15 protein-coding genes are annotated in these 15,326 nt (G+C 49.0%); 3 read left to right on the top strand and 12 right to left on the bottom strand.

Annotated elements, in window-relative coordinates; all coding sequences use genetic code 11:
- Window positions 1-243: 243 nt before the first annotated feature.
- Entirely contained in the window at window positions 244-1,092 is an 849-nt protein-coding gene (locus AC4IE7_RS05055) for a Rossmann-fold NAD(P)-binding domain-containing protein (RefSeq protein ID WP_490775723.1), read from the bottom strand.
- A gap of 189 nt (window positions 1,093-1,281) precedes the next feature.
- Here AC4IE7_RS05055 and AC4IE7_RS05050 point away from each other — a divergent pair, with 189 nt between their 5' ends.
- On the top strand, window positions 1,282-2,256 hold the full coding sequence (locus AC4IE7_RS05050) for an AraC family transcriptional regulator (RefSeq protein WP_490775722.1): 975 nt from the start codon (window positions 1,282-1,284) through the stop codon (window positions 2,254-2,256).
- 44 nt (window positions 2,257-2,300) lie between these two features.
- Here AC4IE7_RS05050 and AC4IE7_RS05045 read toward each other — a convergent pair whose 3' ends face one another.
- Window positions 2,301-3,227: a histone deacetylase family protein gene (locus AC4IE7_RS05045; RefSeq protein ID WP_490775721.1), complete on the bottom strand. Its 927-nt coding sequence runs from the start codon at window positions 3,225-3,227 to the stop codon at window positions 2,301-2,303.
- A 288-nt stretch (window positions 3,228-3,515) separates the two neighbouring features.
- Here AC4IE7_RS05045 and AC4IE7_RS05040 point away from each other — a divergent pair, with 288 nt between their 5' ends.
- A complete protein-coding gene (locus tag AC4IE7_RS05040) occupies window positions 3,516-6,197 on the top strand; it encodes a bifunctional acetate--CoA ligase family protein/GNAT family N-acetyltransferase (RefSeq protein WP_490775720.1) in 2,682 nt (893 codons plus the stop codon).
- A gap of 207 nt (window positions 6,198-6,404) precedes the next feature.
- Here AC4IE7_RS05040 and rplS read toward each other — a convergent pair whose 3' ends face one another.
- From rplS to ffh, 5 genes are all read right to left on the bottom strand, one after another.
- Complete coding sequence (gene rplS, locus AC4IE7_RS05035) at window positions 6,405-6,749, bottom strand: 50S ribosomal protein L19 (RefSeq protein ID WP_068988031.1); 345 nt, start codon at window positions 6,747-6,749, stop codon at window positions 6,405-6,407.
- A 3-nt stretch (window positions 6,750-6,752) separates the two neighbouring features.
- Entirely contained in the window at window positions 6,753-7,514 is a 762-nt protein-coding gene (gene trmD / locus AC4IE7_RS05030; protein ID WP_490775719.1) for a tRNA (guanosine(37)-N1)-methyltransferase TrmD, read from the bottom strand.
- A gap of 4 nt (window positions 7,515-7,518) precedes the next feature.
- Window positions 7,519-8,025, bottom strand: coding sequence for a ribosome maturation factor RimM (rimM, locus tag AC4IE7_RS05025; RefSeq protein ID WP_490775718.1), 507 nt, complete (start codon window positions 8,023-8,025; stop codon window positions 7,519-7,521).
- Window positions 8,026-8,074: 49 nt separating this feature from the next.
- Window positions 8,075-8,329: a 30S ribosomal protein S16 gene (gene rpsP / locus AC4IE7_RS05020; protein WP_490775717.1), complete on the bottom strand. Its 255-nt coding sequence runs from the start codon at window positions 8,327-8,329 to the stop codon at window positions 8,075-8,077.
- Window positions 8,330-8,562: 233 nt separating this feature from the next.
- Window positions 8,563-9,939: a signal recognition particle protein gene (ffh, locus tag AC4IE7_RS05015; RefSeq protein ID WP_490775716.1), complete on the bottom strand. Its 1,377-nt coding sequence runs from the start codon at window positions 9,937-9,939 to the stop codon at window positions 8,563-8,565.
- Between the two features lie 180 nt (window positions 9,940-10,119).
- Here ffh and AC4IE7_RS05010 point away from each other — a divergent pair, with 180 nt between their 5' ends.
- Entirely contained in the window at window positions 10,120-10,938 is an 819-nt protein-coding gene (locus tag AC4IE7_RS05010) for a cytochrome C assembly family protein (RefSeq protein ID WP_490775715.1), read from the top strand.
- Window positions 10,939-11,057: 119 nt separating this feature from the next.
- Here the strand turns inward: AC4IE7_RS05010 and AC4IE7_RS05005 are convergent, their stop codons facing one another.
- The 5 genes from AC4IE7_RS05005 to AC4IE7_RS04985 all read right to left on the bottom strand — a co-directional run bounded on the left by AC4IE7_RS05005 (window position 11,058) and on the right by AC4IE7_RS04985 (window position 14,506).
- Entirely contained in the window at window positions 11,058-11,378 is a 321-nt protein-coding gene (locus AC4IE7_RS05005; RefSeq protein WP_490775714.1) for a flagellar protein FliT, read from the bottom strand.
- A gap of 41 nt (window positions 11,379-11,419) precedes the next feature.
- Window positions 11,420-11,845, bottom strand: a complete 426-nt coding sequence (fliS, locus tag AC4IE7_RS05000) for a flagellar export chaperone FliS (protein WP_490775713.1) — start codon at window positions 11,843-11,845, stop codon at window positions 11,420-11,422.
- Window positions 11,846-11,896: 51 nt separating this feature from the next.
- Window positions 11,897-13,252, bottom strand: coding sequence for a flagellar filament capping protein FliD (gene fliD / locus AC4IE7_RS04995; RefSeq protein ID WP_490775712.1), 1,356 nt, complete (start codon window positions 13,250-13,252; stop codon window positions 11,897-11,899).
- A gap of 40 nt (window positions 13,253-13,292) precedes the next feature.
- Window positions 13,293-13,664 (bottom strand): flagellar protein FlaG, encoded by a 372-nt coding sequence (locus tag AC4IE7_RS04990; RefSeq protein WP_490775711.1) that lies wholly within the window; start codon window positions 13,662-13,664, stop codon window positions 13,293-13,295.
- Between the two features lie 68 nt (window positions 13,665-13,732).
- Window positions 13,733-14,506 (bottom strand): flagellin N-terminal helical domain-containing protein, encoded by a 774-nt coding sequence (locus AC4IE7_RS04985; RefSeq protein ID WP_490775710.1) that lies wholly within the window; start codon window positions 14,504-14,506, stop codon window positions 13,733-13,735.
- Between the last annotated feature and the right edge of the window lie 820 nt (window positions 14,507-15,326).

Below are 15,326 nucleotides of genomic sequence, written 5' to 3'. Positions count from 1 at the left end.
GGGGGGGGCAGGCCCCCACCCGACCAAAACTTTTTTGCTCCCCCTCAAAAAATCGTTGGGGGGGCCCCCCCCCCACCAAAATGGGTTAAATAACTCGCTACCAATAGATTAATACTCTATATCTTGAATAAGAAAATTGGTTACATTTTACTATTTTCCAGCTTAATATGGTGGGGCATGGCCCCACCCTACGACTTATTCCGCATCCTTTACAGAAAGAGTTGGAGGGGCTTGGATTAATGGTCAGAGGTTGACTAATTTCTGCTCATCCACTCTCCAATAACCTGAATCAACCGTTCTCTTAAGATAGACCCTGAAGTCTGTCGCCTGCCTACCCAGTACCTCTTCTACACCACTCTGCAGCTGACTGTTTCGACCATCAAGAACTTCTGTAAAAAGCTCTCGCAATAACCATTGCATCTGCTTTGTAACGCCCTCTTCCTCAAGTGCGTTGATGTAGGCATCAACAGGAACCTGGGTATATTTCACCTCTCTTTGCAGAGCGATTGAGAGCTCTTTCATGGCTTCGGAAAAACTCATCGCACGCGGCCCTGTAAGTTCATAGACCCGATTGCGATATTGCTTTTGAGTCAAAGTGGTAACAACAACTTCTGCAATATCTTCTGCATCAATAAATGGCTCGAGCGTATCACCAGCAGGCAGTACAAGCTCTCCGGCAAGAATACCTTCGATCATAAAACTCTCACTGAAGTTTTGAAAAAACCAACTTGCCCGAACAATATTCCACTCCAGACCACTTGACTGCACAATCTCTTCCGCTTTTTCAGCGCCTGTTTCACCTCGCCCGGAAAGCAGCACGATATGCTCCAACCCTGATTGCCTGGCCAATGTTACAAATGCTTCAATATCTGATGCGGCTTGAGGTATAGCCAAATCGGGCTGATAAGTAACATATACAGAACCTACACCTTTAAGCGCAGCAGGCCAGCTCTTACGATCCTCCCAATCAAAAGGCAGATCTGTTGATCTTGAAACTGCTCGCGTATTCAGCCCCATCTTCAATAAGCGCTGATTGACACGATGTCCGGTCTTGCCGCTCTGACCAATAATGAGTATCGGTTTGTTAGCCATAGTAGGGTTTCCTTTAAAGATTGTCGTCTATAAGAAATCAGTGTTTCTGATTTATGCATTAATCCTAGGCAAAAGAAAAAAGACCAACAATCACAGTTTGTCTATATTTATATACAGTTCGTCCAGAACAGTGGATATTATCCCGACGACCAAACAGTTTGACTCCAGGGGCTATGGAAAACAGACATCATGACCACGCAACCAAAACCGACCATTGCCGACATTTCAGATCCGATCGGGGAAGCGCTGCATCTTCTCAAGTTGAATGGAACCTACTACTGCCGCTCTGAACTTCAGGCGCCATGGGGTATTGAGTTACCACCATTTGAGGGTCACATGATGTTTCATGTTGTGACCAGAGGTGAATGCTGGCTTGAGGTCTCAGGTGAGGAGCCCCACCTGCTTAAACAGGGTAGTCTGGCATTGGTACCTCACGGTTCAGGCCACACAGTTCGCAGCCAGCTGAATGGTGAGACACAACCACTATTTGATATTCCCGTAGACTCTGTAAGTGAACGCTATGAAATTATGCGTCACGGTGGCGATGGTGAACTCACCCAATTAACCTGCGGCCTGGTTCGTTTTGATCATGTCGCTGGACAACAGATTGTTACCCTGCTTCCTCAGGTACTACAGATTGATACCTGGAAGGAGGAGGAAGGCAGTTGGATACAGAGCACCCTTGAATTGATTACCCGTGAAGCCAGAGAGCTGCGTCCTGGTGGCGAGACGGTAATAACCCGCCTGGCAGATGTTCTCGTTATCCAGGCAATCCGTTCCTGGCTCTCCTCATTGGATGAACCAGACCAGAACTGGCTATCCGCACTTCGCGACAAGCATATTGGTAGAGCACTTGCTGCCATTCATCGTTACCCTGAACAAGAGTGGACCCTTGCTGCCTTGGCTACAGAGGCAAGAATGTCCCGTTCCGGCTTCTCGGCAAGGTTTACAGAGCTTGTTGGCTATACAGCAATGCACTATGTGACGCGTTGGCGCATGCTGATCGCCCGCTCACAGCTCGCCGAGTCATCTGAACCGCTTGTGAGATTCGCTGAACGCTGTGGTTATCGATCAGAAGCCGCTTTTTGCAGAGCCTTCAAACGGGAATTCGGTGTTTCACCCGGCAGTGTTCGACAAAAAAATCACCTGACCAATTACTATTAACCCGGCGACTAAGTATGTCGTCTTCAGGGTTAATAATCATTGAGTCAGTGCAAATCCATTAGCACCCGAATATGCGCTTCCACACTTCGTGCAAGCGCATGAGGTTCATAGCCGCCTTCCAAGACTGAAACAACCCTGCCCTCTGCATACTTATCGGCAATATCCACTATCTGCTCAGTAACCCAACGATAGTCGGCTTCGGTCAGACTTACACCTGACATCTCATCCTCAATATGGGCATCAAAACCGGCAGAGACAAAGATCATTTGCGGTTGGAAGTGATTCAGAGCTGGAAGCCAGTGAGCAGTCACTGCCTCTTTGAAATCCGCACTTTTCGCAGTTGCCTGCAAAGGTGCGCAAATAATATGATCCGGACTCTCCTCAATATCAGTGTAGGGATAAAAGGGATGTTGAAAAGTAGAACAGACAATCACCCGTTTATCGTCGCGAAAAATATCTTCACTGCCATTCCCATGATGTACGTCGAAATCAAGAATCGCCACACGTTCCAGTCCATATTCCGCCATCGCATGTGCAGCACCAACAGAAGCGTTGCCGTAGACACAGAAGCCCATTGTTCTCATACGCTCTGCATGATGGCCGGGGGGACGTACGGCACAAAATGCATTCCGTAATCCCTCCTGCATAATAAGATCCACTGCTTTTATCGCAGCCCCGGCAGCACGCCTGGCAGCTTTTAAACTTTGTGGACTGACCACTGTGTCCGGATCCAGGTGTGCATGACCACTCTCAGGCATCAATTTTTCAACCTGATTCAAATAGGCTTCATCGTGACAACGTAACAGTTGCTCACGGGATACTTCAGGCGCATCGTAGTGGCGCAGAAAATCGTACAGCTGGGCTGCCATTAAACGATCATCAATTGCTTGCAGTCTTGATGCATTTTCAGGATGCCCCACACCAGTATCATGCCCCAGGCAGTCTGGGTGGGTAATATAGGCCGTTCTCACAAAAAAACTCCCAATTTTCAGCTGCATTCATTAAGCAGCATAATACTTATTATGAATCTTCAGAAACGGTTACTTAGGTAAAGAATTTGTAATTTTTTAGATGTAAACTTCCAACCACACATGCCGATAAACTAAGTGCTCATCGACGTCACCATGTAAACGTTTTCATTCAGACTATCACACCGTGCTTCCGTGAGTATAAGCGGATATTCTCTCTCACTATTATCACCAGTGTGGTGTAACGTATAAATAGTACACCACACTAGAAGTTCATACAGGCTGGAACTCATGCAATCACACTATTTAACCCCTCTATTCTCACCTAAAAGCGTCGCTATGTTCGGCGCCAGCGAAAGGGAAAACTCGGTTGGTGAAGTGGTTTTTAGAAACCTCATCTCCTCCGGATACAAAGGCGCAATCTACCCGATCAATCCAAAGCATGAGGAGATTCAGGGAATAAAGGCTTATAAATCGATTCAAGAGATCGATGAATCGGTTGAATTGGTTGTCGTTGCGACACCGGCAAAAACCATCCCAGCCATAGTTGAAGCCTGTGGATTACACGGCGTAAAAACCATGATTATCCTCTCCGCCGGTTTCCGTGAATCGGGCCCAGCCGGACTTCGAATAGAAGAGCGTGTGGTCGAGGTTGCCAAAGAGTTCGGTATTCGCTTCATCGGCCCAAACTGTCTTGGTCTTATTCGGCCTGACCAGGGTATCAACATCACCTTCGGCAACAACAACGCCAAGCCCGGTAACCTGGCGCTGGTCTCACAATCAGGCGCAATCTGTACCGCTATTCTTGACTGGGCAGAGGTTAACGATATCGGTTTCTCGACAGTCATCTCCACCGGTATCTCAGCTGATTTGGATTTTGGTGATTATCTCGATTATCTGGTCTCCGATCCTAAGACTGACAGTATCCTGCTCTATATAGAAGGGATTAAAAATGCCCGTCGCTTTATGAGTGGTCTACGTGCAGCTGCGCGCATCAAGCCTGTAATTGTTCTCAAGGTTGGGCGTCACGCAGCAGGGGCAGAAGCGTCAATGTCCCATACCGGCGCACTGGTCGGTAGTGATGAAACATTTTCTGCCGCCCTCTCCCGTTCGGGTGTTTTAAGAGTCGAGACAATCTCCCAGCTCTTCTCAGCAGCGAAGGCCCTATCCTCCCGCTACCAGGTATATGGTGACAAGCTGGCGATCATTACCAACGGTGGTGGCCCAGGTGTTATGGCTGCCGACCGAGCCTCAGATCTGAATATTGAACTTGCTAAATTCAGTGATGAGACAATTACAGCCCTGAATCAGGCCCTTCCGGATGTCTGGTCACACAGCAATCCAGTGGACATCATTGGTGAAGCCCCACCTGAACGATATCGCGCTGCTGTGGATATCTGCCTCAATGACCCTGGCGTCGACGGCACCATTGTCATTCTCACCCCACAGGCAATGACAAAACCGGATGAGGTTGCCCAGGAGCTTATCGAGCTGGCAGACAAACATAAAAAACCTATCCTCACCAGTTGGATGGGTGGCAAGCAGGTCGAGAATGCACGCAAACTGTTTAATAATGCCAGGTTGCCTTCATTTCGTACCCTTGAAAATGCAGTTGATGCCTTCTATTACCTATCATCCCATCAGAAGAATCAGCGCTTATTGTTACAGACACCAGCCAAGAGTTCCCGTCGTCATGTGCAACCTGATGCAGACGGTGCCCGTCTGATTATTGAGAGCGCATTATCAGAACAGCGTAAAGTGCTATCTGAGCCTGAATCATTCGCAATCCTCGGCGCTTTCCGTATCAATGCTGTACGCAATGGTGTAGCGAGATCTGCCAATGAAGCGCTGATTCTTGCTGAATCCATCGGCTTTCCGATAGCGATGAAAATATTCTCACCAGATATCTCGCACAAATCTGATGCTGGAGGCATCCGCTTGAATATCAATAATGCCCAGGCAGTGCGCACCAACTACCGGGACTTGGTCGAGCAGGTCAAAGAGACCCGCCCTGACGCCACCATTCAAGGTGTGACCGTAGAGCAGATGTATCAAAGCCCGAATGGTCGCGAGTTACTGATCGGCATCGTGCGGGATCCAGTATTTGGCCCCGTAGTCAGCTTTGGCAGTGGTGGTACCACTGTGGAAGTAATGGGAGACTCTGCCATTGCGCTTCCTCCATTGAACCGTCGCCTGGCCAGTGATCTGATCGATCGTACCAAGGCCGCCAAGATGTTGGATCAGTTCAGGCACATGCCCGCTGCCAACCGTGAGGCACTGGTTGATGTGCTGCTTCGTGTTTCGAGTATGGCGTGTGAGTTACCCTGGATTCAGGAGATGGACATCAATCCATTGATTCTCGATGATCAGGGAGCAGTCGCAGTCGATGCCCGTATCCGGGTCGATTATCCCCGCCCATCCACCGACCCCTACCATCACCTGGCTATCCACCCATATCCGGTGAATCTTGTGACTCACGGCCAACTTCCTAACGGCATCAATATTGTTGTACGCCCGATTCGACCTGAAGATGCCGATCTGGAACAGAACTTCACGAGACAACTCTCAAACGAGGCAAAATATTTCCGCTTCATGAGCTCGATCCAGGAGTTGACCCCGGAGATGCTCACACGTTTCACACAAATCGATTATCACAATGAGATGGCACTTATTGCCGTGACAGAAGATGAGCACCATGAAGTCGAGCTGGGTGTCGCCCGATATGTAATCAATCCGGACAAACGGAGTTGTGAGTTTGCCTTGGTTGTTGCGGATAAGTGGCAAGGCCAGGGCATTGGCCATAAATTGATGAATCACCTAATGGAGATAGCCAGAGACAGAGGACTGGTGAGGATGGAGGGTGAGGTATTGAGCAATAACTTTAAGATGCTTGATCTGATGAGGTCACTCTACTTCCAGGTCTTACCCTATCCAGAAGATAACAGCATAAAACAGGTCATTGTTGAGTTGTAGTGGGAGAAGCTCCCGACAACTCATGAAAGATTGGAAAAAAACCAGCGTATGTCGTGTCTCGACATACGCATCTCTGGAAAAATACCGATCCTATTGACCCACCCCTCCTAAAAAGAAAAACCCCGGCAATATGCCAGGGTTTTTCATATTCATATCCACCCTGCTTGATAACAGGCCGGAAATCTAAATTCGCAATCGTGCGAAGTGTTAGATTTTCTCTTTGATACGAGCCGCTTTACCGGTACGACCGCGCAGGTAGTAGAGCTTGGCACGACGAACATCACCGCGACGAGTCACTTTGACTGAAGCGACAGTCGGGCTGTAGGTTTGAAATACACGTTCCACACCTTCGCCATGAGAAATCTTGCGTACGGTAAAAGCTGAATTAAGGCCGCGATTGCGCTTGGCAATTACGATACCTTCAAATGCCTGTAAACGTTCACGCTCACCCTCTCTGACCCTAACCTGAACAACAACGGTATCACCTGGGCCAAAATCGGGAACTTCACGACTCATCTGCTCGGCGTCGAGTTCTGCGATGATATTGCTCATGGTCTATTGCTCCTCTGTTTGCTTTGCGTCTCCCGACGCTGCGCTAATTTCTGCTAAAAAAGTTTTCTCTTCCGCCGTTAACTGGCGATCTTTCAACAGCTCAGGACGACGTATTTGGGTACGCCCCAAAGCCTGCTGCAATCGCCAACGACGAATGGCTTCATGGTTACCGCTCTGTAGAACAGGCGGAACCGGCATCGAATCAATCTCCTCAGGACGGGTATAGTGGGGACAATCCAACAACCCATCCATGAAAGAGTCTTGTTCAGCGGAATCCGCATCACCCAGGACATTGGGTAAAAGACGTATCACCGCATCTAAAACAACCATAGCGGCCAATTCACCGCCACTCAGTACGTAGTCACCAATGGACCACTCTTCATCGACATAACGCTCGATGATGCGTTCATCTATCCCTTCGTAGCGGCCAGCTATCAAAAGTTGAGGCTTTCGATGCTCAACCAGTCGCTTGGCACACTGCTGATCGAAACGCTTACCCTGTGGGCTCATATAGACCACATTGGCATCGCCCGATTCAGCCAGGGCAGCTTCGATGGCATGCTGTATCGGTTGATACTTCATCACCATGCCTGGCCCACCGCCATAGGGACGATCATCCACAGTCCGATGTACGTCTGTGGTGTAGTCCCGGGGGTTCCAGAGTTCAACCTGAGCAATGCCCCGATTGATCGCCCTGGCTACCACACCCTCGCCCTTGAGGGCATCGAACATACCAGGCATCAGGGTTACCACATCAAAGCGCATAGCTTTAAAAATCCGGGTCCCAGTCAACTGTCATCCGTCCGGCTTGCAGATCTATTTCCTGTACCGCCTGTCCAACGGTATAGGGAATCAGCCTTTCGCGATCACCCTTGACCACCAACACATCGTTTGCCCCTGTCTCAAACAGATGGGAGACCCTGCCCAGCTCAACCCCATCCAGGGTATAGACAAGCAAACCAACGAGGTCGGTCCAGTAATATTCACCTGCAGGCAGTGCAGGCAATTGCGTTCTACGTATCGCGATCTCACTTTCGACCAGCTCAACGGAACGGTCCCGATCGTCATAACCTTCGATCTGGGCGACTATCCCTTTACCTTGGGGATGTCCTGCGGCAACCTTGAACTCTTGCCACTCACCCTGGCGTTTAAGGTACCAGACCTTATAGCCGAGTATGCCCTCTTTCGGTGAAGTGAAGGAGTAGATCTTTACCCATCCCCTTACACCAAACAGGCCAGAAACCCGGCCCATTATGATCATATCTTTATCTGACATCGTCTCTGCCCTATGAGCTTATAACTCAGGACGAGAACAGCAGATCCTATCAGGCAGCCTGCTGCTTCGCTGCCTGTTTCAACAGGGTCGCAACTCGATCGCTGGGCTGAGCACCCTTGGAGATCCAGTGTTGTATCCGATCCTGATCAACCCGCAAACCCTCTTCAGAGCCAACGGCGACGGGATTAAAAAAGCCCAGGCGCTCAATATAGCGGCCGTCACGGGCATTTCGGCTGTCTGTGACCACGATGTGGTAGAACGGACGCTTTTTAGCGCCGGTTCGAGATAGGCGTATGGTTACCATGATGTATCCTTGAGAAAATCGTTAACACACCGGAACCTGCCGGCGGGAAACGGCGTATTATAGCTAAGATTTAACCAATGTGAAGAGCTAAATTTGCATTAATTTAGGGTTCTGCATCCTGAAATCGGTTTATTTACTGTTTTTTTGCTGGATGGGGCCTGTCTAACCACTCAGTCAGCCATTAAACGAGCTAGTGTGGTGCGTCATACTAGTGGGTCGCATCTCAAATAAGTTCAGAAGGGGAAACCACCGCCAGGCATACCACCGCCCGGAAATTTACCTCCAAGCCCTCTCATCATCTTCTTCATTCCGCCGCCTTTCATCTTTTTCATCATCTTCTGCATCTGTGTGAACTGTTTCAGCAGTTTATTCACATCCTGAACCTGGGTTCCAGAACCAGTGGCAATACGCCTTTTACGTGAACCTTTGATGACTGCCGGAAACGCCCGTTCCTGGGGGGTCATCGAGTTGATGATAGCGATCAGACGACCAACCTGTTTGTCATCCACTTGATTTTTAACATGATCCGGAATTTGGCCCATGCCGGGCATTTTGTCGAGCAAGCCACTCATGCCACCCATTTTCGACATCTGCTGCATCTGCTCTCTGAAATCATCCAGATCGAAGCCTTTACCCTTCTGCAGTTTTTTCGCCAGCTTGGCAGCTTTGTCCTGATCAACTTTGCGGCTGACCTCCTCCACCAGCGTCAGCACATCTCCCATACCGAGTATGCGAGAGGCAATACGATCCGGGTGGAAGGGTTCCAGTGCATCGATCTTTTCACCCACACCGATGAATTTGATCGGCTTGCCGGTGATCTGGCGTATCGAAAGTGCCGCACCGCCTCGGGCATCACCATCCGCTTTGGTCAGGATGACACCGGTCAGTGGCAGAGCTTCATTGAACGCCTTGGCGGTATTCGCTGCATCCTGACCAGTCATGCTATCGACCACGAACAGGGTCTCAACTGGACCAAGCGTTTGATGGAGCTGCTTGATCTCCTCCATCATTTCGCCGTCAACATGCAGACGACCAGCCGTATCCACGATCAAAACATCCGCAAAATCCCGTTTTGCTCGATCCAGTGCGCGCTTGGCGATCGCAACCGGCTTTTCATCACTCTTGCTGGGGATAAACTGGGCATCGACCTCTTTAGATAGGGTCTCCAGCTGATCGATCGCAGCCGGACGATAGACGTCACAACTGACTACACTGATCTTTTTCTTACCCTCCTGTTGCAACCAGCGTGATAATTTCGCAACACTGGTTGTCTTACCAGAGCCCTGCAGACCTGCCATCAGGATCACTGCCGGCGGCTGAGCGCTCAGATCCAGGGACTCATTGGCTTCCCCCATAACCTGAACCAACTCATCATTGACGATTTTGATCAGGGTCTGTCCGGGAGTCAGGCTTTTCATCACCTCTTCACCGGAGGCCTTCTGTTTTACCTGCTCAACGAAGTCACGCACCACAGGCAGAGCAACATCGGCCTCAAGCAGGGCCATGCGAACCTCTCGCATCGTATCCTTGATATTGTCATCAGTCAGGCGAGCCTGACCTCTCAAATTGGTGAGGACTTTTCCCAGTCTCTGGGTAAGATTGTCAAACATGAATCTCTCAATCAGTTACTTAGTTATCAGCTCTAGGACCTGTTCAGACCGGTTAATCATTTCAGGTCTGAGTGAGTCGAATCGGTGATTATATACCAGTAGAGCGTTTGTGCTCTCAGGAAATGGCATTCTCCCTTTCACAGAAGCCGTTAAATGTGCGAATATCCGAGCATAAGCCTATTGTTCTATAAGGATGTTTTGTCTTTGATCGCCACACTTGCCATCATCGCATATCTTGCTGCGGGAGCTGTCATTGCCCTGCGTCTGTTCAACAGCCGGGAAACCTCTGGTTTACCCCGGGCAATCGCACTGGGCCTGGGATTCCTGGGCGTTCTGCTGCATGCGATCCCCCACTATCAAAACTTTGTTGCTGCAGCTGGCTTAAATATGGGCATTTTCAACGCCCTTTCACTGATCGCCTGGACTATCTCACTGTTACTGCTGATCTCAAGCCTGACCAAACCGGTGGAAAATCTTGGAATCGTCATCATGCCGATTGCTGCTTTGGCGATCTATCTGGAAAACCGCTATCAGACCGTGCACTTTATCAGCGGCCAGCTCTCTTCCGGGTTAACCATCCATATTCTGGTATCCATGCTGGCCTACAGTCTGTTTACCCTGGCCAGTGTACAGGCGGTGTTACTGGCGATACAGGATCACCACTTGCGTAGACGCCATCCAGGGGGATTTATTCGCGCACTGCCACCGCTACAGACCATGGAGAGTCTGTTATTCGAAATGATCGCAGTTGGTTTTGTGCTGTTGAGTCTGGCTCTGCTCTCCGGTTTTGCTTTTCTTGAAAACATGTTTCAACAGCACCTGGCACACAAAACAATACTCTCCATCATCGCCTGGCTGGTGTTTGGAACCCTACTGTGGGGTCGCTACCGCTTCGGCTGGCGTGGGCAGAAAGCCCTGATCTGGACCTTAAGCGGCTTTGTTGTGCTGATGCTGGCCTACTTTGGTACTAAAGTGGTTATAGAATTAATTTTGGGATAAGCACTGATTCGATCTATTGCCCGTCAGCTGACATGTATCGGTATCTGATCAATACTCAACAGCTAAGGCAATTGACTCAATCATAAAAACACAGGGGAGTTAATAACCAGGCTACTGGATCATTCATCAAATGAGTTCTTTTGGTAGGCGGAGATTGCATTTTTGCCTAACTTAAGGGTATGGCTTTTTTGTTTTAGCTCTCCCTTGGCATCAGCACAAAGGGTTAAAGCCTGCTCATTGAGTGCAACAATCTTCTGCATCTGCAGTTGATAGTTATCTGGATTGATCTTGAATTCGGCATCTCTGAAGAGAGATTCCAGAACAGGCTTACGCTGACGATCCACCTCTTCCATTTCAGCCCAGGCCGACTCCTGAGCCAGATCAACAATCCGTTGGCTTAACTCAAGTGCCTGGGTAAGGTTCTGCTGGAGCTTAGACACAATATGATCACAATGGTATCGTTTGAGATATAAACAATCGATTACAGCTGCTTGACAGTGTCTTTTATACTGGGTGAGTTCTGAATCACTTCCGGCATGGCATCCCAAGCGGTCTTGACCTCTTTTAAAAGTGAAGTCACTTCATCCAGAGCCTCAACATCCTGCTCTACATTCGCCGTAAAAAGCCTTCTTATCATATAGTCGTAGAGCATATCCAGATTGGTGGCAATCTCTCCACCCTGTTCGAAATCCAAAGCACCGCGCAAGGCATCAATAACTGAAATAACCCAGTTGATCTCATTATTACGAGCTTCGTGCTCCTTCCGAATTATCGACCCCCTGGCATTCGACATTCCGTCGAGTGCGCCGTTCATGAGCATCTGTACAAGCCGGAACGGTGTTGCATACATTGCCTCAGAGGAGGCGGCCTGACGATAACTGTTAATAGCCGAATTTTTTACCATCATTCTACCTTTTGGCAGCTCATTTATGTTCAACAATTACAACTGAGGTCATTGTTAGGATTTATTTAAAGCCGAAAGCTGATTAGTCAGATAATCACTGGTACTGGTTAATACCGCCATAGTCTGATCCAGAGAAGCAAACTGTTGGATCAACATGGCCTCGTAGGTCTCTAAATGTAACTCCTGACGATCAATCTGAGTCTGAAGTGCAGTTTTCTGATTATTCAGGGTCTCATCTTTGATATCAAGGACACCACCGACATCATTCAACTGATCAGCATAAGCAAAGAAACGGCTGGCATAGCCAGTTGTCTCTTCCGAGAGTATTTGGGTCACTCTATTAAAGTCATCGGCCAAGGCGGTAGATAATTCAGCACTATCAACAGAAAGAGTGCCATATCTGTCCCTGGTGATACCGATCTCAAATAGATAGGCATTTGCACCGTTAAGATCCACTACCTGATTGATGACATCGACAAAGCCCTGACGGACCCTTCGCAGGGTGCTGTCGTTCGCCAGTGCCCCCTCTTCCAGATCGTCAATCTGAGACAGCAGCGTATTGTATGCATCCACAAATCCGCCAATCTTCTCCTCTATCTGGGTGTTATCCCTAGCTATATTAATAGAGGAAGATCCTTCCGCTGCGAGATTGAGCGTTACCCCAGAGATGGCACCCGTGACGTTATTTGAAGCACTCTCGATAGTAAATCCATCAATGGTCAGCAACGCATCATCAGCCGTATCCACTTGCTCTGCCAATCCGTCGCCACCTACCCCGATATGAAATAGTCTTGATAACCCATTGGCATCTGTATTATTCCCATCATCGCCATCCGCTACACTAACTGTGATGGCATTGGCCAGACCCGACTCCTCACTAGTGAGGATCAATCGGCTGCCACCCTCCTCATTAAGAATCGACGCCGTCACACCTGGATTGTCATTTGCACTGTTGATGGCATTACGCAAGTCAGTGAGGGTGTTGTTGGTTCCATCCAGGGTGATATCCATGGTGTTGCCATCAACTGTTATAGACAAGGTACCAGTACCGACAGCGGTGAGAGCATCTGTATAAGCGGATGAAGCAAGTTTGTCACGACTCGCCAACCGACTGACCACAATGTCATAGCTCGACGGGACTGCTGCAGTATCTGTCGATACCGTAACCACAGCCTCATCAGTCGAGGTGGAAGTAAAGGCGGCAAAACCACTGGAACTCGTCAACTCTTCCACAGTGGTGCGGAAGGTATCTATAGCACTTTTGACAAGACCGAAATCACTGATCTTCTCATCGAGATCCCGATCTCTAGATTGAAGCGTAGTCAGGGGCTGACTCTCGACAACCAACAATTGATTGATGATCGAATTCCAGTCAGACCCTGTGCTTATGCCAGAAAAACCTATTGTCATGTCGTTCTTGCCCCTCTATGCAGGAGAGCAATACCTCTAGTTAAACACTGTCATCCAATAACACACCTTGAAGCATCCCTTCCTCTACCTTTTGCACCTGAGATATTACATGCAAGATCTGGTCCGGTGGTATCTGTCGAACCACCTCTCCTGTATCGGAGTCGATGACTCGTAGTACCTGTTGCCCGGTTTCATCGTCAACACTGAATTCCAAATTCCGATTTACGAGTTGGTTTAAATTCTCAACCTTGCTGACTAACTCGGTAGTATCAATCGATTGCGGCTCTTTTACAGATTGTTGAGCCTGCTCTGGATTTGGTGCCGATTTTGTATCACTGACCTTGCTCTCAGTACTGGAAACTTCACGTTTATAGGCGTATTGATTGGCCAAATCTGCGATTACGTTTGGCATATTCATTACCCTAAGCTAGTTATTTCAAGTTTAGCACCCAGGGGCGGATCCCGCCCCTGGAAACTACCTTACTGCAGCAGGCTCAATGCAAGCTGTGGAAGCGAGTTAGCCTGTGCCAAGGCGGCAACACCCGCCTGCTGAATGACCTGAGAGCTGGTGAATTTTGCTGTTTCACGAGCAAAGTCAGCGTCCATGATACGTCCAGCGGCAGCATATTGTGCCTCTTCCATACTGGCGGCAACTCGGCCGGCCTGTTCAAGACGACTCTGCAGACCACCGATATTAGCTAAAGCTGTAGCAACTGTGTTCAGGTCAGCGTCCGCTGTAGCAGTATTAGAGATTGTTGCGGTACGTGCGGCCAATGCGGCAACAGAGATGTCGATGGTCTCAGTGGTATTCGCGCCGACAACGATAGTGCCGCCACCGCCGAAGACTGCTGAGCCGTTAAAAGTTGCACGGCCCAGTGATGCAGTGATCTCAGCGGTCAGAGCATCGAATTCAACAGACATCAAAGCCTGCTGTGCAGCGGTATAGAGACCACTGCCGTTTTGCACGGAGAGTTCACGTTGACGCTGAATCATGTCACTCACACTCTGCAGGGTTGCATCGGCTACGTTCAGGAAGGATGTACCGTCAGCGATGTTACGCTGTGCGACGGTTAAGCCACGTGCCTGAGCATTCTGCAACTGTGCGATAGCGAGGCCGGCGGCATCGTCTTTCGCCATATTGATACGAAGACCGGATGAGAGACGTTGAACGGAAGTTTCAAGAGTGGATTGTGTTCGTCCCAGATTCTTTTGAGCGGCAAGGGAGAATACATTAGTGTTGACTGTGATTGCCATGATCTAATTCCTCTATCTAAACCGATAATGGCGTCTGTGGTTAAGCGCTCTATCATCGGTCGTTTGCATTTGGCGGATATACCATTCAATTTTGGTATTTACCGCCTCCGCTATTTGTAACGGCCTCGAGGGTAAAACCTTTAACCTGAATTCTCTTTTTCGAATTAGGCAGCGCTCAGACACATCAACCCTATCTAGTTGTAATTATTATACTTTTTGATAATAGCCAAAACATTAAGCAAGGAAATAACATCCTATGCTTTAGCTTCCTTGGATATCAGCCGGCAAAATCTGCCGGCTACTGGCAAAATCAGGCCTGTAGAGTGGCACCATGCCCCCCCATATAGCTTGAAAATAGTACAAAGTTACCGCCACTTTCATCCTAAATTAGCCCTAATCACCTACTTTGCTCTACCACTCAGCCATTGTGACGGGACCTAACCCCAGCCCACCAACCTCGACAGTATGCCTCTTGCTATGTCGTTTCGACACGAGTTAGAAGCGCAGGCAAATCCGATCAGCTGGCCTGCTTGTTACTCCATGCATCGCGTGAGTGGCCTCGTTCCCACGATGGAGCATGTGAACCAGCAAAGTGACTTGCACAAGAGGGCGAAACTGTAGCCTGATGAAAATAAAGAGAGGAGGCAAGATTTAATGACATGATATTTGAATGGATAGTGTCTGAGATGGCATTTTTAATGGTGCGGCTGGGCCAGCACCCTACGCTCCGTTCTGGCTTTTGGTGGGGCATGGCCCCACCCTACCTATCCTGAATAGGATGCCTCTTATTCATTCCCACGCTGGAGCATGGAAATGAGCA

The organism is Candidatus Thiodiazotropha sp. AKAK3, from assembly GCF_058244645.1.
This window is presented reverse-complemented; position numbering and strand designations above follow the sequence as displayed.

What these genes read in the sequence shown, in the direction of transcription:
- AC4IE7_RS05055 (WP_490775723.1), bottom strand. Translation starts at nt 1,092, where the DNA reads ATGGCTAACAAACCGATACTCATTATTGGTCAGAGCGGCAAGACCGGA.
- AC4IE7_RS05050 (WP_490775722.1), top strand. Translation starts at nt 1,282, where the DNA reads ATGACCACGCAACCAAAACCGACCATTGCCGACATTTCAGATCCGATC.
- AC4IE7_RS05040 (WP_490775720.1), top strand. Translation starts at nt 3,516, where the DNA reads ATGCAATCACACTATTTAACCCCTCTATTCTCACCTAAAAGCGTCGCT.
- rplS (WP_068988031.1), bottom strand. Translation starts at nt 6,749, where the DNA reads ATGAGCAATATCATCGCAGAACTCGACGCCGAGCAGATGAGTCGTGAA.
- trmD (WP_490775719.1), bottom strand. Translation starts at nt 7,514, where the DNA reads ATGCGCTTTGATGTGGTAACCCTGATGCCTGGTATGTTCGATGCCCTC.
- rimM (WP_490775718.1), bottom strand. Translation starts at nt 8,025, where the DNA reads ATGTCAGATAAAGATATGATCATAATGGGCCGGGTTTCTGGCCTGTTT.
- rpsP (WP_490775717.1), bottom strand. Translation starts at nt 8,329, where the DNA reads ATGGTAACCATACGCCTATCTCGAACCGGCGCTAAAAAGCGTCCGTTC.
- ffh (WP_490775716.1), bottom strand. Translation starts at nt 9,939, where the DNA reads ATGTTTGACAATCTTACCCAGAGACTGGGAAAAGTCCTCACCAATTTG.
- fliS (WP_490775713.1), bottom strand. Translation starts at nt 11,845, where the DNA reads ATGATGGTAAAAAATTCGGCTATTAACAGTTATCGTCAGGCCGCCTCC.
- fliD (WP_490775712.1), bottom strand. Translation starts at nt 13,252, where the DNA reads ATGACAATAGGTTTTTCTGGCATAAGCACAGGGTCTGACTGGAATTCG.
- AC4IE7_RS04990 (WP_490775711.1), bottom strand. Translation starts at nt 13,664, where the DNA reads ATGCCAAACGTAATCGCAGATTTGGCCAATCAATACGCCTATAAACGT.
- AC4IE7_RS04985 (WP_490775710.1), bottom strand. Translation starts at nt 14,506, where the DNA reads ATGGCAATCACAGTCAACACTAATGTATTCTCCCTTGCCGCTCAAAAG.